The organism is Microbacterium sp. PI-1 (assembly GCF_004337555.1).
GTDB classification, from domain to species: Bacteria; Actinomycetota; Actinomycetes; order Actinomycetales; family Microbacteriaceae; genus Microbacterium; species Microbacterium aurugineum.
This window is the reverse complement of the sequence record NZ_SJYZ01000018.1, coordinates 1-18,519: the sequence shown is the minus strand read 5'-3', so window position 1 is coordinate 18,519 and position 18,519 is coordinate 1. Positions and strand designations below refer to the sequence as shown.

The window sequence follows — 18,519 nt, the reverse complement described above, 5'->3', positions numbered from 1 at the left end:
TCCTTCAGGAAGTGCGTCGTTCAGGCGAAGGGGTCGGAGATGCCGATATAGGTCGTCTCGAGGTACTCATCGATCCCTTCGAAACCGCCCTCGCGCCCGATACCCGACTGCTTGACACCGCCGAACGGCGCAGCCGGATTCGAGACGAGTCCGGTGTTGAGGCCGAACATGCCGGTTTCGAGCCGTTCGGCGAGGCGGAGCGCTCGGTTCAGGTCGCGTGTGTAGGCGAAGCACACCAGTCCGTACTCGCTCGCGTTCGCCAGCCGCACCGCCTCGTTCTCGTCGCGGAAGGTCGTGATCGGTGCGACCGGTCCGAAGATCTCCTCCCGCAGGATGCGTGCGTCCTGCGGGACGTCGACGAGCACGGTCGCCGGGTAGAAAAACCCGCGGCCCGACGGGACGCTGCCGCCCAGTGCGACTCGCGCGCCGTCCTCGACCGCGCCGGAGACGAGCTCGGCGACCTTTTCACGGGTCGACTCGTCGACGAGGGGACCGAGCATCGCATCCGGATCCGTTCCCCGCGCGTTCACGTAGCCGGCCATGCGATCGACGAGGCGCGAGGTGAACGCGTCGGCCACACTCTCATGTACGAGGAATCGATTCGCCGCGACGCATGCCTCGCCGCCGTTGCGCAGTTTCGCGAGCAGTGCACCCTCGACGGCAGCGTCGACATCGGCATCCTCGAACACGAGGAACGGCGCGTTGCCGCCGAGCTCCATCGACACCCGCAGCACCTGGTGCGCGGCATCGGCGATCAAGCGACGACCGACGTCGGTCGACCCCGTGAACGACAGCTTACGCAGGCGCGGATCGGTGATGAGCGGCCCGGTGACCGCGCCGGCACGGCTGGTCGAGATGACGTTGACGACCCCATCGGGCACTCCGGCCTCGCGCAGCACTTCGGCGAACAGCAGGGCGGTGAGAGGCGTGAGCGCCGCAGGCTTGAGCACCGAGGTGCACCCGGCGGCGAGCGCGGGAGCGATCTTGCGCGTTGCCATCGCGAGCGGGAAGTTCCAGGGCGTGATGAGCAGGCTCGGTCCGACCGGACGCTTCGCGACCAGAAGCCGGTTTCGACCGTCCGGCGCGGTCGCGTATCGCCCGGAGATGCGCGGGGCCTCCTCCGAGAACCAGCGCAGGAACTCGGCGCCGTAGGCCACCTCGGCCCGTGACTCGGCGAGGGGTTTACCCATCTCGAGTGTCATGACCAGTGCGAAGTCGTCGGCGCGCGCGGTCACGAGTTCGAAGGCGCGGCGCAGGATCTCACCGCGGACGCGCGGCGCCGTATCCGCCCAGCCGGCTTGGGCCGCCACCGCCGCATCGAGGGCTGCCATGCCGTCCTCCGCTGTCGCGTCGGCGACTTCGGCGAGCACCTCGCCGGTCGACGGATCGTGCACCTCGAAGGTGCGACCGGAGCTGGCGGAGCGCCATTCCCCGCCGATCAGCAGACAGGTAGGCACCGAGGCGATGACCTCGGTCTCGCGAAGGGCGGTCATGCGGCCACCTCCCGACGCAGATCGCGGCCGAGGAGCTCCTCGTACAAGCGCACCGGGGCCATCTCCCCCGCACGGTCCCCGTAGCTCGCGCGGGCGCGTCGGAAGATCTGCTCGACGAGCGAGGACAGTTCCACGGGCATGCCCACAGAGCGGGCGAGGTCGACCGAGAGTCCCAGGTCCTTGCAGGCGAGGGCGATCGCGAAGCCCTCGTCGTAGTCCCCGTGGTCGAGGATCGACAGCACGTCACGCGAGACGAACGTGCTGTTGGCCGGGCTCGCGATGAGCGCATCCCGCAGGACGCCGAGATCGACTCCTGCCGCGACACCGACCGACAGCACCTCGGCGGTCGCGACCAGGTGCGAGAACCACAACTGGTTGATCATGAGCTTCACCGCGTATCCGGCGCCGTGTCGTCCCACGTGGAGGATCCGCTCGGGATCTCCCATCGCCTCGAAGACGGGACGCAAGCGCTCGACGTCCTCCGCCTCGCCACCCACGAAGATCTGCAGCATGCCGTTCGCCGCCCCCACCGACATCCCGCTCACGGGCGCGTCGAGCAGGTGCAGGTCTCGCCCGGTGGTCGCCGCGCGAACGCCGTCGAGCACGTCTGGCACCGAGGTGGACATGTCGATCCAGGTACCGCCGTCCGGAAGCCCGGCGACCAGTCCGTCCGGCCCCGAGGCCACGGCCTCGACGTGTTTCGGCGTTGGCAGCATCGTGATCACCAGGTCGCTGGACGCTGCGACGTCACGAGGCGTGTCCGCCCAGCGAGCGCCGCCGGCGAGCAACTCGGACGCCGACTCGCGCCGGAGGTCGGTGACCACGAGCGGGAAACCGGCCGCCTGAAGGTTTCGGGTCATGCCGGAGCCCATGTTGCCGAGGCCGATGAACCCGACGGTGGGCCGGGTCTCGGTGTGTGCGGGGTCGAGCACAGGGGTGGGGGAACTCATAGGTCGTGCGTTTCCTTCGAGACGGGGGCGGCGGAGGTGAAGAAGGGGTTGCGGGGCTCGTGCCGCACGGCCAGGACCTCGTCGAGGTCGGGCAGCCCGGCGGCACCGTTGGCGAGAGCGGTGCGGATCGCCTCGCGATTGTTCCGATAGACGGCCTCGGCATCATCGGCCGCGGGATTCACCCACACGGCCGCGATGAGCGCGTGCGTGTCCGCGGCCTCACGGGGGATCGTGCCGTCGGCGACTGCATCCGCGACGCCGGACGCGACACCCGCCTGCGCAGGGCCCCAGATGAGGAGCCCGTGCTCCTCGCTCGCCGGGGCGGCCTTGGTGACGAACAGCGTCATCGGCTTGACCGGGAGGGACGGGCGGAGCACCGCCACGAAGGGCACGTGCCCCTGGCTGGGGCCGGCGAGGGCCGTGGCCCACGCCGTACCCGCCGGGCCTTCACGATGACCGAGCACCGTGTTGATGTGCGCCGCGTTCGCGCCGTCCCCGACGAAGCTCTCGCCGAGCTGAAGGGTCGAGACCATCAGATGAGCCCCTGATCTTCGAGCCAGTCGATCGCGATGTCTTCCGGGTCCTCCCCGTCGACGTCGGCCTTGGCGTTGAGCTCCTGCATAACCTCGGTGGTCAGTAGTGGGCTCAGCTTCGCCAGCACATCGGCGATCGCCGGATAGTCGTCCAGCGTGCTCTGCTTGAGCGTGAAGCCGCCCTGGTAGCTCGGGAAGAACTCCTTGTCATCGGCCATGACCACCAGATCGAGCGCCGGGATGCGACCATCGGTCTGGAACACCTCGCCGAAGTTGCAGTCATCGCCCTTCTGGGTCGCGGTGTAGATGACGCCGGTGTCCAGCATCGTGACGTTGGCGTCGGGTGCGTCGAACCCGTAGGCCGCCTTGAGACCGGGCCAGCCGTCGTCCCGCGTGGAGAACTCGCTCTCGATACAGAACGTCTGATCAGCGCTCGGGAGCTTCGCCACATCACTGAGAGTCTTCACACCCAGCTCGTCGGCCTCGCTCTGACGGATCGCGAAGGCATAGGTGTTGTTGAACGGGGCGGGGTCGAGCCACGCGATGCCGTTCACGGCGTCGGCCTCCTTGACCGCCTCGAACTGCGCCTCAGCGCCCTGCACCGGCGCGGTGTTGCCGTTGTAGGTGATCCAGGAGGTGCCGGTGTACTCCCAGTAGCCGAGGAACTGGTCGTTCTCGAGCGCCTGGCGCACATTGGCGGATCCGACCAGCTTGGTGTTGGCCTCGACGTCGGCGCCGTGTGCGTTGAGCAACTCGGCCGTCATGTAAGCGAGGATGTACTGCTCGGAGAAGTCCTTAGAGCCGATCTCTCCGGTGAGACCGTTGAGCTCGTCGCCCTGGGCGCCGGAGCCACCGCCGGAGCTGGAAGTGCAGCCGGTAAGGAGCAGGGCGCCGGCGGCGAGTGCGGCGAACGAAGCGGATGCGATGGTGCGGGTTTTCATTGCGGTTCCTTTCGGGAAGGGAGCGATGGAGGTCAGAGACCCTTGGGGCGCACGATGTCCTCCACGACACCGGCCGCCCAGTCGATGAGCACGGCGATCGCGGCGACCAGGACCGCGCCAACGACGAGAACGGGATAGCGCTGCAGCTTGAGGCCGTTGATGATCATGTCGCCGAGACCGCCGGCATTGATGAACGTCGCGACCGTGGCCACTCCGACGGCGAAGACGAGGGCCGTCCGAAACCCCGCGAGGATCACGGGTGAGGCGAGCGGAAGCTCGACCCGGCACAGCACCTGGGATGAGGTCATGCCCATGCCCCGAGCCGATTCGCGGATGTTCGGATCGACCTGCGCGAGCCCGGTAATCGTGTTCTGCAGCACGGGCAGGAAGGAATAGATGACGAGGGCGAGGAGAGCTGTCGTGAATCCGGTCTGCCAGACGATCGCGAGCAGGATCACGACCCCGATCGCCGGAGTGGCCTGCCCGATGTTGGCGATGCCGATCACGATGCCGCGGAAGACCTTCGAGCGCGATCGGCTCACGGCGATGCCGGCCGGGATGGCGAGCACGGCGACGAGGACGGAGGCGATGATCGAGAGCACGAGGTGCTCGCCGATCCGCGACGTGATGTAGCCGGCGTTGAGGGTGCGCCGTTCGATCGAGTCGAGCTCCAGGCTGGTGACCCACGCGTAGGTGAGCAGCAGCACGACGGCGACGACGATCAGCGGCATCGTTCGGCGCAGCAGCACGGGCATCCCCCGGCGCTGCACGTTCTGGGTCTGCACCACCGTGGTCGCCGAAGGGACCACCTGCGGGCCGGTCATGCTCAGGCCTCCTCGGCACGGCGTGCGGGCCCTTCGGCCCCGAGCGCCGCAGAGATCGCCGCCTGATCGATCGAGCCGACGGCGGTCCCACTACGCGTCACGTTGACGCGCGGGGCGCCGGTGACGACGAGCGTGTCGAGGGCCTCCCGCAGGGAGGCGTGCTCATCGACGGACGCCGCGGGTGCTGCGGTGTCCACCGCCCCGATACGGGCATCGGTCACGGGGATGAGGGCGAGCCGCTTGAGCGCGGCACCCTCTCCGATGAACGAGCGCACGTAGTCGTTGGCGGGTTCCGCGAGGATGCGCGCCGGGGTGTCGAACTGCTCGATCCGGCTGCGATCGCTGAGCACCGCGATGCGGTCCCCCATCCGGATGGCCTCTTCGAAGTCGTGCGTGACGAAGATGATGGTCTTGCCGATGTCCGCCTGCAGCCGGAGGAACTCGGCCTGCAGCTTCTCGCGTGTGATCGGATCGGTGGCCCCGAAAGGCTCGTCCATGAGCATGACGGGAGGGTCGGCGGCGAGCGCCCTGGCCACGCCGACACGCTGCTGCTGACCGCCGGACAGCTGACGCGGGTAGCGCTGCGCGAACGTGCCAGGGTCGAGCTGGACGGTACGCAGGAGCTCATCGACGCGATCGGCGATCCGCGACTTCGACCACCCGAGGAGCTTCGGCACGATCGCGATGTTCTCCGCGATCGTGAAGTGCGGAAACAGACCGATCTGTTGGATGACGTATCCGATGTGCCGGCGCAGCTCGTTGCCATCCAGTGACAGCACGTCGTCGCCGTTGATGCGGATGGAACCGGAGGTGGGTTCGATGATGCGGTTGATCATCTTCATGGTCGTGGTCTTGCCGCAGCCGCTGGGACCGACGAACATGATCAGCTCGCCCGGTTCCACGCGCATCGAGAAGTCCTCGACGGCCGGCACCTGCTGCCCCGGGTACTGCTTCGTGATGTGGTCGAGCACGATGTCGGCCCCGCCCTGCTGGGCCGCGAGCGAGGAGAGAACGCCGGTGTTCGTAGTGATGTCAGGCACGGAGACCCCTTGAAGTGGTAAGGCGGGCGACGAGCACGAGGATGCCGTCAAGGATGAGAGCGAGGAGGATCACGACGACGGTGCCGGTGAGGGCGTAGTTGAGCGCGTTCTTCGAGCCGAGCGAGCTCAGCCCCTTGAAGATGTACTCGCCCAGTCCGGGACCGGCGACGTAAGCGGCGATCGCCGCGATGCCGACGGTGAGCTGGGCTGCCACGCGGATTCCGGTCATGATGACCGGCCACGCGATCGGGAGCTGAACCGTGAAGAGGATGCGGGTCGGCCCGAGGCCCATGCCACGCGCCGATTCGAGCACTGCGACGGGGACTTCGCGGAGCCCCACGACGGTGTTCCGAACCACCGGGAGCAAAGAGTAAAAGACCAGTGCTACGACGGTGGGAAGCCAGCCGAGACCGAGCACTGGGCTCAGGAGAGCGAGGAGGGCGAGCGAAGGGATCGTGATAGCGACCGCTGCGGCGGTGAGGACGCTGGTCCGGGCGACACGGCGGTCGCGGACCAGGATACCGAGACCCATTCCGATGATCGCCGCCAAGACGACCGAGATGATGACGACGACGAGGTGATCGCGGGTGAGTTCGAGGATGTCGTCCGCACGACGTGTGAGGAAGGCCATGAGGTCTTCCCAGTTGAATCCGGACAAGGGGGCTCCTGTCTCGTCGCTGAGGCCGGTACCGGGTATGAGATTCACCGTAGCTTGCGTAACCATTTCGTCAAATAGAGTTGTCTATATGGCAACTATTGACGCTAAACTCCCGTTGTGACCACCACGACACCCTCAGCCCCCCGGCGCAACTCCTCCGGCCTCGGGCGCGACATCGAGATCCTCGAACTCCTCGGCGGAGACGACGCTCTTCGATCGGGCGGACTCGGCGTGTCCCAAGTCGCCCAGGCGACCGGACGTGACAAGGCCGTCGTCTCCCGTACGCTCGCGACCCTCGCCGAGACGGGGCTCGTGGAGCGCGACGAGGAGACGCTGCGGTATCTCCTCGGGCCTCGGCTGTACGCCCTCGCCGCGCACACCGCCACCTCCACGCTCGTGCACGCCTCGCGCAGCATCCTCCGCCGCCTCGTGCAGTCAACGCGCGAGACCAGCCACCTCTGCGTGCTGCGCGGCGGCAACGTGCTGACCCTGCTGAGCGAACTCAGTCCGCACGACGTACGCACGACGGGCTGGGCCGGCACGACGACGGCTGCCTGGCGCACCCCATCGGGCCGCGCGCTGCTGAGCGACTGGGACGACGAGTCCCTCGCCCGCTGGTACGACGACCACGGACAGGACCAGCCGCTCGTGGGGCGCTTCGACCAGGCGGATCCGTTCGGATTTCCCGTGCTCGACGCTCCCCCACCGGGAAACTCGCCCGTGGCCGACCTCGACAGCCTGCACGCCGAGCTCGCCCGCATCCGCGAACAGGGCTACGCCCTCTCCGACGAGGAACTCGAGTTCGGAGTCGTCGCAGCGTCCGCACCCATCGTCGACTTCACGGGTCGCATCGTCGCCGCCGTGAATGTGAGTGCGCCGAAGGCCCGCATCGGTCCCCGCCTCGACGCACTGGGAGCCCTCGTCTCCCGCGCCGCGCGCGAGCTCTCCTCCCGCCTGGGGGCGAGCTGACCGGCTTCTCTCCTCAGCGCTTCCGCGGAGGTGCCGTGCTCGCGCGCACGATGAGTTCGCAGCTCACGAGCGGCGTCTGCTGACGTCCGGTGCCGTCGAGCTCGGCGAGCAGCGCGTCCACCGCGAGGGCCCCCACGCGTTCCGGATGCTGCTGCACGGTGGTCAGGGGCGGCCACAGCTGTGCAGCGTCGGGCAGGCCGTCGAAACCGACGATGCTGACGTCGCCCGGCACCTCGCGGCCGACCTCGCGAAAGGCCCTCAGCACGCCGATCGCCATCTGGTCGTTCGCGGCGAAGACGGCGGTGACCTCGCCGCGCTCGCGCAGTTCGACACCGGCTTCGTAACCCGACGCGGCGGACCAGTCCCCCGGCAGCGGCTCCGGCACGCGACGCCCGTGCTGCTCCAGCGTCTCCCTCCAGGCCTCCCTGCGTCGCTCCGCGGAGTAGGAACGGGCGGGACCGGCGACGTGCCAGACGGTCTCATGCCCGAGTTCGAGCAGGTGCTCGGTCGCCAAGCGGGCACCCTGCGCCTGATCCGTGTCGACGAACGGATGGGTCTCGCCGCGGTTCGAGTCGACGAACACGACGGGGAGGGCCTCGGGGATCTCGATGTCGGCCTCATCGAGCTGGTGCGCCTCGATCACGATGATGATGCCGTCAACGGCATGCTCTTCGAGCCTCCGGAACGCACCGGCCACGGTCTCACCGGCACTCGACTCCACCGGGATGAGGGTGAGGGCATAGCCGAGCTGGGCGGCGCGCACCGCGATCGCGTCGAGCGTGCGCTGATTTCCGTACGAGCTGAACGAGAACATCACGACGCCGATGGTGCGGAAGCGTCCTGATCGCAGAGCACGCGCCGCGCTGTTGGGCCGGTAGCCGAGACGATGCATCGCGGCTTCGACGCGCTCACGGGTGGTCGCACCGACGTAGCCCCGGGCGTTCACGACGCGGGACACGGTCTGCCCTGAGACTCCGGCCTCCCGGGCGACGTCCTCCATGGAGGGCTCACGACGACGCGTCGACGTCTCGGTCGGATGCTCTGGGCTCACGATCACCCATCCCCTCATGTGTTGACGTTGACACACTAGCAGTCCATCGAATATGTTGACGTTGACACACGGCGCAGCAAGCGCCCGGATCGTAAGAAGGACTCGTCGATGACGACTGAAATCCCCGCACCCCTGGGCGCCCCCGGCGTCCGACGGCGCGACAGGCGCGACTGGAAGGGCTGGTCCTTCGTCGGCCCGTTCATGGTCGTGTTCGCCCTGGTGTTCCTGACACCGCTCGCCTACGCGCTGTATCTCAGCTTCTTCCAGGAGAAGCTGATCGGCGGAACCGCCTTCGTCGGCCTGGACAACTACGTCCGCGCGCTCACGGACCCGCAGTTCTGGGAGGCGTTCGGTCGCGTGCTCATCTTCCTGGTGGTGCAGGTGCCGATCATGCTCCTCCTCGCGCTCGGCGCCGCCCTCGCCCTGGACAGCGCACGCCTGCGCGGAGCGTCGTTCTTCCGCATCCTGATCTTCCTCCCCTACGCGGTTCCCGCCGTCGTCGCGGTCCTCATGTGGGGCTACATCTACGGCGACCAGTTCGGTCTCACCAGCAACTTCAACGACTTCCTCGGCATCGACGCGATCACGCCGTTCGCCAAGGAATGGATGCTCGTCTCGATCGGCAACATCGTCACCTGGGAGTTCGTCGGCTACAACATGCTGATCTTCTACTCCTCGCTCAAGACCATCCCGACCGACATGTACGAGGCGGCCGCCCTGGACGGCGCGGGCGCCTGGCGCACGATCTTCTCCATCAAGATCCCCTCCGTGCGCGGGGCGCTCGTGATCGCGACGATCTTCTCGATCATCGGCAGCTTCCAGCTGTTCAACGAGCCCAACATCCTGCGCCCGCTGGCTCCGAACGTGATCACCACGTTCTTCACCCCGAACATGTACGCGTACAACCTGTCGTTCGCCGGTCAGCAGTTCAACTACGCCGCGACGATCGCCATCATCATGGGCGTGATCACGGCCGTCATCGCCTACGTCGTGCAGCTGCGCGGCTCGACATCGGAGGTGCGCTGACATGGCACTCCCCCTCGCCCGCCCCTCGCGCCGACGCGACGATCCGCTGAAGCCCCGCAAGTCCAACACGCTGCTGATCGTGATGGTCGTCTATGCGCTGTACACGCTCGTCCCGCTGGTGTGGCTGCTCTTCAGCTCGACCAAGACGCAAGCCGGACTCTTCAGCTCCTTCGGCCTCTGGTTCGCCGACGACTTCGCGTTCTTCGACAACCTCGTCGCCACGTTCTCCTACCGCGACGGCATCTTCCTCCGCTGGCTGGGCAACACCCTGCTCTACGTGGTGGTCGGCGCCGGCGGTGCGACACTGCTCGCCACGATGGCCGGCTACGGACTCGCGAAGTTCCGCTTCCCCGGGCGGCGCGCGGTGTTCGCCGTGGTCCTCGGCGCCGTGGCGGTGCCGGGTACGGCACTGGCCGTGCCGACCTTCCTGCTCTTCAGCGAGCTCGGGCTGACGAACACGCCCTGGGCCGTGATCATCCCCTCGCTCATCAGCCCGTTCGGGCTGTACCTGATCTGGGTGTTCGCCTCCGAATCGGTGCCGACCGAACTCCTCGAGGCCGCACGCATCGACGGAGCCGGCGAGTTCCGGACGTTCTTCACGATCTCGATGCGGCTTCTCGCCCCGGGCATCGTCACGGTCGCGCTCTTCACGGTCGTCGCCACCTGGAACAACTACTTCCTGCCGCTGATCATGCTGTCGGACCCCGCCTGGTACCCCCTGACCGTCGGCCTGAACCAATGGAGCGCTCAGGCCATCGGCGCGGGATCCCAGCCGATCTACAACCTCGTGATCATGGGCTCGCTCCTCACGATCATCCCGATCGTCATCGCCTTCCTGCTGCTGCAGCGCTTCTGGCAGTCAGGTCTCACCGCGGGAAGCGTCAAGCAATAGCTCCCCGCATCTTCTGCAACACCCCCGCGATCCGATGCTGGACCGCACCTCCCGAAAGGACACAGCAATGAAGCACCTTCCCTCACCGACCCGGCGCAGCCTCGCCGTGCTCGCCGCCGGAACCGTGGCAGCACTGGCGCTGGCCGGCTGCAGCACCGGCGGCACGACCGACTCCGGTTCCGGCACCGATGCGGGCTCCGGCTCCTTCGACGCCGTCGAAGCCGCCCTCGAGAAGGGCGGCGAGATCACGTACTGGTCCTGGACCCCGTCCGCCGAGGCGCAGGTCGAGGCCTTCCAGAAGGAGTACCCGAACGTCACCGTCAATCTGGTCAACGCCGGGACGAACAACGAGGAGTACACCAAGCTGCAGAACGCGATCAAGGCGGGCTCCGGCGCCCCCGACGTCGTGCAGATCGAGTACTACGCCTTCCCGCAGTTCGCCCTCACCGACGCCTTCGCCGACCTCTCGGCCTACGGGTTCGCCGACTTCGAGGACGACTACACCGCCTCGACCTGGAACTCCGTCACGAACGGCGACGCGATCTACGGTCTGCCGCAGGACTCCGGCCCCATGGCCCTGTTCTACAACAAGACCGTGTTCGACGCCGCGGGTGTCGCGGTGCCCACCACGTGGGACGAGTACTACGAGGCCGCCAAGAAGATCCACGCGGCGAACCCCGACGCATACATCACCAACGACGCCGGGGACGCGGGCTTCGCGACCTCGATGATCTGGCAGGCCGGCGGAAAGCCGTTCGAGACCTCGGGCACCGACGTCACGATCGACCTGCAGGACGCGGGCTCGAAGAAGTGGACCGAGAACTGGAACCGCCTCGTCGAGGAGGACCTGATCGCGCCCTACGGCAGCTGGAGCGACGAGTGGTTCCGTGCCCTCGGCGACGGCAGCCTCGCCAGCCTCGTGATCGGCGCCTGGATGCCCGGAAACCTCATCTCGGGCGCACCCGACGGCGCAGGCGACTGGCGCGTCGCCCCCATGCCGACGTATGACGGCACCCCGGCGAGCGCGGAGAACGGCGGTGGCGGCCAGGCCGTCACGACGCAGAGCGAGAACCCCGAGCTGGCGGCCGGCTTCCTGTGGTGGCTGAACAACTCCGAGGAGAGCATCTCGATCTTCCTCGAGAGCGGCGGGTTCCCGTCCACGACCGCCGAGCTGTCCAGCGAGGAGTTCCTCTCCGACGCTCCCGAGTACTTCGGCGGCCAGAAGATCAACGAGGTACTCGCCGCCGCGGCCGATGACGTCGTCGAAGGGTGGAGCTACCTGCCCTACCAGGTGTACGCGAACAGCATCTTCGGCGACACCGTCGGCCAGTCGTACCAGAACGGCACCGATCTGAACGACGGCCTGACCGCCTGGCAGGACGCGCTGGTCGAGTACGGCAACGCGCAGGGCTTCACCGTCAACAAGTAATACCCGCGAGCTGTGCCGGTCCCGGATCCCCCGTCACGGGATCGGCACAGCTCGCCTCATCGAAAGCACCACGACTCGTGACCTCCTTCTCCCTCGGCGACACCGACTTCCTCCGCGACGGACGACCGCACCAGGTCATCTCCGGCGCGATCCACTACTTCCGCGTGCACCCGGACCAGTGGGAGGACCGCATCCGCAAAGCCCGGCTGATGGGGTTGAACACGATCGAGACGTACGTGGCCTGGAACGCGCACGAACCGCGACGCGGCGAGTGGGACGCGAGCGGGTGGAACGATCTCGGGCGCTTCCTCGACCTGATCCACGCGGAGGGTCTGGACGCGATCGTCCGCCCCGGTCCGTACATCTGCGCGGAGTGGCACAACGGCGGGCTGCCGGTCTGGCTCACCGGGGGCACGGGTGGGCTGCGTTCCTCGGCGCCGGAGTACCTCGTGGAGGTGAGCGCGTACCTCCGCCGCGTGTACGACATCGTCGCACCGCGCCAGATCGATCGCGGCGGTCCGGTCGTGCTCGTGCAGATCGAGAACGAGTACGGAGCCTACGGCTCGGACGCGGCGTATCTCGAGACACTGGTCACGGTCACCCGCGAGGCCGGGATCACGGTGCCGCTGACGACCGTCGACCAGCCGGTCGACCGGATGCTGTCGAACGGGAGTCTCCCCGGGCTGCACAAGACCGGGTCCTTCGGCTCGCGCAGCACCGAGCGCCTCGCGACGCTGCGCCGGCATCAGCCCACCGGCCCCCTGATGTGCTCGGAGTTCTGGGACGGATGGTTCGACTGGTGGGGCGGCGTGCACCACACGACGGACGTCGCGACCACGGCCGCCGACCTGGATGCGCTCCTGGCCGCCGGCGCCTCGGTCAACATCTACATGTTCCACGGCGGCACGAACTTCGCACTCACGAACGGCGCGAACGACAAGGGACGCTATCTCCCGCTCGTGACCTCCTACGACTACGACGCCCCGCTCGACGAGGCGGGCAACCCGACGGAGAAGTTCTTCGCCTTCCGCGACGTGATCGCGCGCCATGCGCCCGTGCCGGACGAGCTGCCCGCGAGCGCGGCCCCCGCCCCCGCGCTCGAGGTCCCCCTCGTCGCCGGTGGTGCCTGGACGACGACCGCGGGATCGGCGGAACCGACGGCCCACCCCGAGACCTTCGATGCGCTCGGACACCAGAGCGCGTTGATGCGCTACGACGTCGACCTCCCCCACGGCAACGGCGGGGTGCTCCTCGTCGACGAACTCCGGGACTTGGGCTGGGTCAGCGTCGACGGGCGCGCGGTCGGCACGATCTCCCGCACCCGCCACGACCGCGCGATCCGGATCCCCGGTGGCCGCACCCTGAGCATCCTGGTGGAGGACCAGGGGCGGGTGAACTACGACCACCGGCTCGGCGAGGAGAAGGGACTCATCGGGGCGGTCACCCTCGACGGGGCACCGCTGAGCGGATGGCGCTCCACGCCGTTGGACGTCGCCGCCATCGCCGCGGGGATCGGGAGGGACGCTGTCTCGGACGCCGAGGCAACGACTGCCGGGGACGGTCCGACCGCATGGACCGCCGAGTTCGAGCTGGATGCCCGCGCCGATCTCTTCCTCGAAACCGCGAGCTGGAGCAAGGGCTACGCGTTCGTGAACGGGTTCTTCCTCGGCCGCTACTGGCGCAACGGACCGCAACGCACGCTCTACGTGCCCGCCCCCGCCACCGTCGCCGGGACGAATCGCCTCGTCGTCCTGGAGCTCGAGCAGCTTATCGAGCGCCGGGCCGCTTTCGTCCCCTCACCGTCGCTCGGCGCCACGGAGGAGTGACCCTCGAATCGCGCAGACGGCTGCATCCGGTACGCAGATGCAGCCGTCTGCGCGACTCGAACGGGTCGCGGCGCACACAGGCAACACTCAGGAAGGCGTAAACTCGCCCAGGTCCCCGGCAGACCGGGGCTGATCGGAGAAGCGTCATGAGTACTGCCACTGCGCCCGCGAATCCCCGCTCGCGCGTCATCACCGCGAGCCTGGTCGGCACCACGATCGAGTTCTACGACTTCTACGCGTATGCCACGGCGGCCGTGCTCGTCTTCCCGGTGCTGTTCTTCCCCACGGGCAACGACACCACCTCGCTCCTCTCCTCGTTCGCGGTCTTCGGCGCCGCGATGGTGGCCCGCCCGATCGGCGCCGTGGTCTTCGGGCACTTCGGCGACAAGTTCGGCCGCAAGGCCACGCTGGTGGCGTCGCTGCTGACGATGGGCATCGCGACCTTCGTGATCGGGCTGCTGCCGACCTTCCAGCAGATCGGCTGGTGGGCGGCGCTCCTGCTGCTCATCCTGCGTCTCGCGCAGGGCTTCGCGCTCGGCGGCGAGTGGTCCGGCGCGGCGCTGGTGGCCACGGAGAACGCCCCGAAGGGCAAGCGCGCCTGGTACGGCACCTTCCCTCAGCTGGGCGCCCCGCTCGGCTTCATCATCGCCAACTTCCTCTTCCTCACGATCAACTGGCTGCTGCCGCACTCCGAGAACCCGGCCCTGAAGTCCGAGGCGTTCCTGGCGTGGGGCTGGCGCATCCCGTTCCTGTTCTCCGCGGTGATGGTCATCATCGGCCTGTGGGTGCGGCTCAAGCTCGTCGAATCCGACACCTTCAAGAAGGCCGAGACGAAGGGCGCGATCCGCAAGCTCCCCCTCGCGACCGTGTTCCGTCACCACTGGAAGCAGCTCATCCTCGGCACGTTCATCATGTTGGCGACGTATGTGCTCTTCTACCTGATGACCAACTTCACGCTCGCGTACGGCACCAAGCCCGCGTCGCTGGAGACCGCCTCGGCCGCGGCGAAGGCAGCAGCGGAGGCGACCGGTGCCTCCTTCGACCCGAGCGAATTCGCGGCGCAGTTCTACCCGGGGCTCGGCTTCGGATACACCGACTTCGTGCTGATGCAGATCATCGGCGTGGTGTTCTTCGGCATCTTCACGCTCCTGTCCGGCCCGATCGCCGATGCGGTGGGCCGCAGGAAGCTGCTGCTGTGGGTGACCGGGGCGATCATCGTCTTCGGCTTCACCTTCAACACGTTCCTCCTCCCCGCCGTCGACCCGAAGTTCACCGGTGCGCTCGCCCAGGCGTTCCTCGTGTTCGGGTTCCTGCTGATGGGGGCCACGTTCGGCCCGATGGGCGCGCTGCTGCCGGAGCTCTTCCCGACCAACGTGCGCTACACGGGCTCGGCGATCGCCTACAACGTGTCCTCCATCCTCGGTGCGGCCGTGGCCCCGTTGATCGCCCTGTGGCTGTGGGCGCTCGGCGACGGCGCCCCGTGGCTGGTCGGCCTGTACCTGTCGGCCATGGGCGTGCTGACGTTCATCGCGCTGCTGTTGAGCCCGGAGACGAAGGACCATGACTACGACGGCGACCTCGGCGTCGCCGCCGCCGTCGAGCTCTGATCAGTACGCGGCGGAGATCGTGCGCGCAGCGCCGTCCACGATCATCGTCCCGCCGTAGGGCAGGATCCACTGCGGTCGGGTGTGCCCGAACGGCGGGCCGACGCAGATGACGGCGTCGGGGTTGTAGTGCGTCACGACGTCCATCACTGCATCCCGCTGCGCCGCACGCAGCGCTGCAGCCTCGGCGGGAGATGGGTGGTATTCGAAGTCACTCACGGGCGGGCGGGCGACGACCACGGCTGCCGCAGCCGCGAGGATGTCGCGCTCCCCCAGTCCGCGCAACCACCGGGCCACCCAGCCCGCGGACGGCCGCTCCTCGCTGGTCTCGAGCAGCAGGACAGCTCCTTCCAGGTCCGCCGCGCGCGGCAGCCGGTCGGCGAAGGCCAGGCCGTCGATCACCTCGAGGCAGCCGCCCCAGGTCACGCCTTCCACCCGTGATGCGGGCCCTGCCCAGGCCCACGGCTCGGTCGGGACGCGGTCGCCGAACTCGAGGAGCGCCCGGGGGTCGTGCCACCGTCGCCCGACGTCTTCCGACTCACCCGGCTCGGTGATGTCGAGCACACCACCGGTCAGGAGCAGGGCACGCAGGGAGCGCAGGTGGATGTCGTCGACGAACGGTCCGGGCCCGAGATGCACGGCGGTCGAGCCGCCGTAGTAGCCCCGAACCCCGAGGCCCCAGAGCCAGTTGAGGATGTTCGTGTTGTCGCTGTACCCGACGAACGGCTTGGGGTCGGCCACGGGCAGCGCCGGGTCGAGGTGCGGGACGACGAGGAGCTGGTCGTCTCCGCCGATCGTGGCGAGGATCGCACGGATGCTCGGGTCGGCGAACGCCGCGTTCACGTCGGCGGCGCGGGCCTGTGGACTCGCGCCGAGCTCACGCGTGGTCGGGTACTCGATCGGGAGCAGCCTCGTGAGGTCCTCGAATCGGCGCATCGCCTGCGCGTGCAGGTCCGGTGCGACGGCCGGAGCAGCGAATGACGGGGAGAGGACCGCGACACGGTCTCCCGGGGTGAGGCGGGGTGCGGACAGCATCCGCCCAGTCTGACACGTCAACAGATATTGACAGCGCGTGCTACGTCAACGATCATTGACGCAGGAGGACATCATGACAATGCCGACCGCGATCGCACAGGACGACGGAAGCGAGCCGCTGGCCGCCCTGCACAGACTCGCCGAACTGCGCACGGAGATCGCCCGCGCCGAGGAGGCCAACGTGCGCCGCGCACGGAACCTCGGATACTCCTGGCAGGCGATCGCCAGCGCCCTCGGCGTGAGCAAGCAGGCCGCGCATCGGCGATTCGGCCGCTCCTGATCCGCATACAGCCCCTCCATAGGATTCGTCCACGCACGAAGTACGGTCGAAGTACCATCTCCAGATAGAGGTCCCGCATGTCCGGTTCGGTGACAGCACGCCGCCGCGGACGGGGCGCGCAGTCCGAGGGCCCGCGCGCCACCTTCCGCCAGCTCCTCCCCTTCCTGTTCGAGCACAAGCGCACGCTGATCGTGGTCGCGGTGCTCAGCGTCGTCGGTGCCGCGACCTCGCTCGTGCAACCCCTGCTCGTGGGGCAGGTCATCGAAGCGGTGCAGTCCGATGCCGGGATCGGGATCCTCGTGTGGCTGCTGGTCGGGTTCGTGATCGTGTCGTCGATCATCTCCGGTTTCCAGCACTATCTGCTGCAGCGCACGGGAACCGCGGTCGTGTACTCGAGCCGGCGCAAGCTCATCGCGCGCATCCTGCATCTGCCCACCTCCGAGTTCGACGCCCGCCGGACCGGCGACCTCGTCTCGCGCGTGGGCACCGACACGACTCTGCTCTACGCCGTCCTCACCCAGGGGCTCGCGGACGCCGTCGGCAGTGCCGTCCTGTTCCTGGGCGCCCTGATCGCGATGCTCGTGATCGACCCCGTGCTGCTGCTGATGATCGTGCTCGTGATCGGCCTCTCGGTCACGGTCGTCGTGCTGCTGAGCGGCCGGATCCGCACGGCCTCGACCGCCCAGCAGATGAAGGTCGGCGAGCTGGCGTCCGGCGTGGAGCGGGCGATCGGCTCGATCCGCACCATCCGCGCCTCGGGAGCGACCGAGCGCGAAGCGGACACCGTGACGACGCTCGCCTCCGAGACCTACGGCATCGGCGTGCGCATCGCCAAGATCTCCTCACTGGTGGTCCCGGTCTCCGGCATCGCTCTGCAGCTCTCGCTTCTGGTGGTCCTCGGCGTGGGCGGGTTCCGCGTCGCCGCCGGTGCCATCACGATCGCGTCGCTGATCTCGTTCATCATGTTCCTCTTCCTGCTCGTGATGCCGTTGGCGACCACTTTCGGGGCGATCACCTCGGTGAACCAAGCGCTCGGCGCGCTCGGCCGCATCCAGGAAGTGCTCGATCTTCCCACCGAGTCGCAGGACGACGAGAAGATCGCCGCCTCGTTGCCGCGTGAGGCCGCAGCGGCGAATGCGCCGGCGATCGAGTTCCGTGACGTGCGCTTCCACTACCCCGCGAACGTGGTGGCCGCCCGCCAGGCGGCGGCGAAGGAGGCGCGATCCCTGCTCGCGGACGCCCACCTGGAATCCACCGAAGATGCTGCCGACGCCCCGCAGGACCACGAGGTGCTCCGCGGCGTGTCGTTCGCCGTCCCGCGCGGCTCCCGCGTCGCCCTGGTCGGGCCCAGTGGCGCGGGCAAGAGCACGATCCTGTCGCTGATCGAGCGGTTCTACGACCCGACCGGAGGGTCGATCCGCGTGCACGGCCATGATGCCCGCACCTACCCGCGCGACGACCTGCGCGCCCACTTCGGCTACGTCGAGCAGGACGCGCCGACGCTGGCGGGCACGCTGGCCGAGAATCTGCGACTCGCGTCCCCCGACGCGACCGATGCCGACTGCGAACGCGTGCTGCGCGCCGTGAACCTGGGCGATGTGCTCGAACGCAATCCGCTCGGCATCGAGGCCCCCGTGGGCGAGGACGGCGTGATGCTGTCGGGCGGCGAGCGTCAGCGCCTCGCGATCGCCCGCGCACTGCTCACGGACGCCCCGATCCTGTTGCTCGACGAGTCGACATCCTCCCTCGACGGCGTGAACGAGCAACGGATGCGCGAGGCCATCGACGCCGTGTCCACCGACCGCACGCTCATCGTGATCGCGCACCGCCTCTCGACGGTGGTGGACAGCGACCTGATCGTGGTGCTGCAGGACGGCGTCGTGGTCGGCCAGGGAACGCATGCGGAGCTCGTGGAGTCGACGCCCCTCTACCGCGACCTCGCCCGCCACCAGCTGCTCGCCTGACGGG

General features: G+C 68.2%; 17 protein-coding genes. 8 read left to right on the top strand and 9 right to left on the bottom strand.

Going from position 1 to position 18,519, the window contains the following annotated elements:
* Positions 1–20 precede the first annotated feature (20 nt).
* Genes E0W80_RS14270 through E0W80_RS14240 form a run of 7 tightly spaced genes read right to left on the bottom strand, consistent with a single transcriptional unit; the run spans position 21 to position 6,487 of the window.
* Positions 21–1,493 carry an NAD-dependent succinate-semialdehyde dehydrogenase gene (locus E0W80_RS14270; protein WP_131493442.1) on the bottom strand — a complete coding sequence of 491 codons (1,473 nt, stop codon included), beginning with the start codon at positions 1,491–1,493 and terminating at the stop codon, positions 21–23.
* Positions 1,490–2,443, bottom strand: coding sequence for an NAD(P)-dependent oxidoreductase (locus tag E0W80_RS14265; protein WP_131493440.1), 954 nt, complete (start codon positions 2,441–2,443; stop codon positions 1,490–1,492). The genes E0W80_RS14270 and E0W80_RS14265 overlap by 4 nt, the downstream gene beginning before the upstream one ends.
* Positions 2,440–2,976, bottom strand: coding sequence for a formaldehyde-activating enzyme (gene fae / locus E0W80_RS14260; protein WP_131493438.1), 537 nt, complete (start codon positions 2,974–2,976; stop codon positions 2,440–2,442). Before fae ends, E0W80_RS14265 begins: the two co-directional genes overlap by 4 nt.
* On the bottom strand, positions 2,976–3,917 hold the full coding sequence (locus E0W80_RS14255; RefSeq protein ID WP_131493437.1) for a glycine betaine ABC transporter substrate-binding protein: 942 nt from the start codon (positions 3,915–3,917) through the stop codon (positions 2,976–2,978). Before E0W80_RS14255 ends, fae begins: the two co-directional genes overlap by 1 nt.
* A 32-nt stretch (positions 3,918–3,949) precedes the next feature.
* Positions 3,950–4,741: an ABC transporter permease gene (locus E0W80_RS14250; RefSeq protein ID WP_131493435.1), complete on the bottom strand. Its 792-nt coding sequence runs from the start codon at positions 4,739–4,741 to the stop codon at positions 3,950–3,952.
* 2 nt (positions 4,742–4,743) lie between these two features.
* Entirely contained in the window at positions 4,744–5,781 is a 1,038-nt protein-coding gene (locus E0W80_RS14245) for an ATP-binding cassette domain-containing protein (RefSeq protein WP_131493433.1), read from the bottom strand.
* Entirely contained in the window at positions 5,774–6,487 is a 714-nt protein-coding gene (locus tag E0W80_RS14240; protein WP_131493431.1) for an ABC transporter permease, read from the bottom strand. Before E0W80_RS14240 ends, E0W80_RS14245 begins: the two co-directional genes overlap by 8 nt.
* A 69-nt stretch (positions 6,488–6,556) precedes the next feature.
* Between E0W80_RS14240 and E0W80_RS14235 the strand changes: the two genes are divergently transcribed.
* Positions 6,557–7,408, top strand: a complete 852-nt coding sequence (locus E0W80_RS14235; RefSeq protein ID WP_131493429.1) for an IclR family transcriptional regulator — start codon at positions 6,557–6,559, stop codon at positions 7,406–7,408.
* Between the two features lie 13 nt (positions 7,409–7,421).
* Here the strand turns inward: E0W80_RS14235 and E0W80_RS14230 are convergent, their stop codons facing one another.
* Positions 7,422–8,465 carry a LacI family DNA-binding transcriptional regulator gene (locus E0W80_RS14230; protein WP_227991494.1) on the bottom strand — a complete coding sequence of 348 codons (1,044 nt, stop codon included), beginning with the start codon at positions 8,463–8,465 and terminating at the stop codon, positions 7,422–7,424.
* A 102-nt stretch (positions 8,466–8,567) separates the two neighbouring features.
* On the opposite strand from E0W80_RS14230, the gene E0W80_RS14225 reads away from it, so the two are divergent.
* The 5 genes from E0W80_RS14225 to E0W80_RS14205 all read left to right on the top strand — a co-directional run bounded on the left by E0W80_RS14225 (position 8,568) and on the right by E0W80_RS14205 (position 15,239).
* Positions 8,568–9,485 carry a sugar ABC transporter permease gene (locus tag E0W80_RS14225; RefSeq protein ID WP_131493427.1) on the top strand — a complete coding sequence of 306 codons (918 nt, stop codon included), beginning with the start codon at positions 8,568–8,570 and terminating at the stop codon, positions 9,483–9,485.
* 1 nt (position 9,486) lies between these two features.
* Positions 9,487–10,377, top strand: coding sequence for a carbohydrate ABC transporter permease (locus E0W80_RS14220; RefSeq protein ID WP_165875474.1), 891 nt, complete (start codon positions 9,487–9,489; stop codon positions 10,375–10,377).
* Between the two features lie 67 nt (positions 10,378–10,444).
* Positions 10,445–11,806 (top strand): sugar ABC transporter substrate-binding protein, encoded by a 1,362-nt coding sequence (locus tag E0W80_RS14215; RefSeq protein WP_131493425.1) that lies wholly within the window; start codon positions 10,445–10,447, stop codon positions 11,804–11,806.
* A 77-nt stretch (positions 11,807–11,883) separates the two neighbouring features.
* Positions 11,884–13,632: a beta-galactosidase family protein gene (locus E0W80_RS14210; RefSeq protein WP_131493423.1), complete on the top strand. Its 1,749-nt coding sequence runs from the start codon at positions 11,884–11,886 to the stop codon at positions 13,630–13,632.
* Positions 13,633–13,778: 146 nt separating this feature from the next.
* Positions 13,779–15,239, top strand: a complete 1,461-nt coding sequence (locus E0W80_RS14205) for an MFS transporter (RefSeq protein WP_047523171.1) — start codon at positions 13,779–13,781, stop codon at positions 15,237–15,239.
* On the opposite strand, the gene E0W80_RS14200 is transcribed toward E0W80_RS14205, so the two are convergent.
* A complete protein-coding gene (locus tag E0W80_RS14200; protein WP_131493421.1) occupies positions 15,240–16,271 on the bottom strand; it encodes an LD-carboxypeptidase in 1,032 nt (343 codons plus the stop codon).
* Positions 16,272–16,344: 73 nt separating this feature from the next.
* Between E0W80_RS14200 and E0W80_RS14195 the strand changes: the two genes are divergently transcribed.
* Both E0W80_RS14195 and E0W80_RS14190 read left to right on the top strand, forming a co-directional pair.
* On the top strand, positions 16,345–16,551 hold the full coding sequence (locus E0W80_RS14195) for a hypothetical protein (RefSeq protein ID WP_047523260.1): 207 nt from the start codon (positions 16,345–16,347) through the stop codon (positions 16,549–16,551).
* 77 nt (positions 16,552–16,628) lie between these two features.
* Positions 16,629–18,515, top strand: a complete 1,887-nt coding sequence (locus tag E0W80_RS14190; RefSeq protein ID WP_131493419.1) for an ABC transporter ATP-binding protein — start codon at positions 16,629–16,631, stop codon at positions 18,513–18,515.
* The last annotated feature ends 4 nt before the right edge of the window (positions 18,516–18,519 follow it).

Coding starts and splice junctions, on each gene's coding strand:
- E0W80_RS14215 (WP_131493425.1), top strand. CDS start 10,445: ATGAAGCACCTTCCCTCACCGACCCGGCGCAGCCTCGCCGTGCTCGCC.
- E0W80_RS14265 (WP_131493440.1), bottom strand. CDS start 2,443: ATGAGTTCCCCCACCCCTGTGCTCGACCCCGCACACACCGAGACCCGG.
- fae (WP_131493438.1), bottom strand. CDS start 2,976: ATGGTCTCGACCCTTCAGCTCGGCGAGAGCTTCGTCGGGGACGGCGCG.
- E0W80_RS14195 (WP_047523260.1), top strand. CDS start 16,345: ATGACAATGCCGACCGCGATCGCACAGGACGACGGAAGCGAGCCGCTG.
- E0W80_RS14250 (WP_131493435.1), bottom strand. CDS start 4,741: ATGACCGGCCCGCAGGTGGTCCCTTCGGCGACCACGGTGGTGCAGACC.
- E0W80_RS14270 (WP_131493442.1), bottom strand. CDS start 1,493: ATGACCGCCCTTCGCGAGACCGAGGTCATCGCCTCGGTGCCTACCTGT.
- E0W80_RS14205 (WP_047523171.1), top strand. CDS start 13,779: ATGAGTACTGCCACTGCGCCCGCGAATCCCCGCTCGCGCGTCATCACC.
- E0W80_RS14255 (WP_131493437.1), bottom strand. CDS start 3,917: ATGAAAACCCGCACCATCGCATCCGCTTCGTTCGCCGCACTCGCCGCC.
- E0W80_RS14225 (WP_131493427.1), top strand. CDS start 8,568: ATGACGACTGAAATCCCCGCACCCCTGGGCGCCCCCGGCGTCCGACGG.
- E0W80_RS14200 (WP_131493421.1), bottom strand. CDS start 16,271: ATGCTGTCCGCACCCCGCCTCACCCCGGGAGACCGTGTCGCGGTCCTC.
- E0W80_RS14190 (WP_131493419.1), top strand. CDS start 16,629: ATGTCCGGTTCGGTGACAGCACGCCGCCGCGGACGGGGCGCGCAGTCC.
- E0W80_RS14220 (WP_165875474.1), top strand. CDS start 9,487: ATGGCACTCCCCCTCGCCCGCCCCTCGCGCCGACGCGACGATCCGCTG.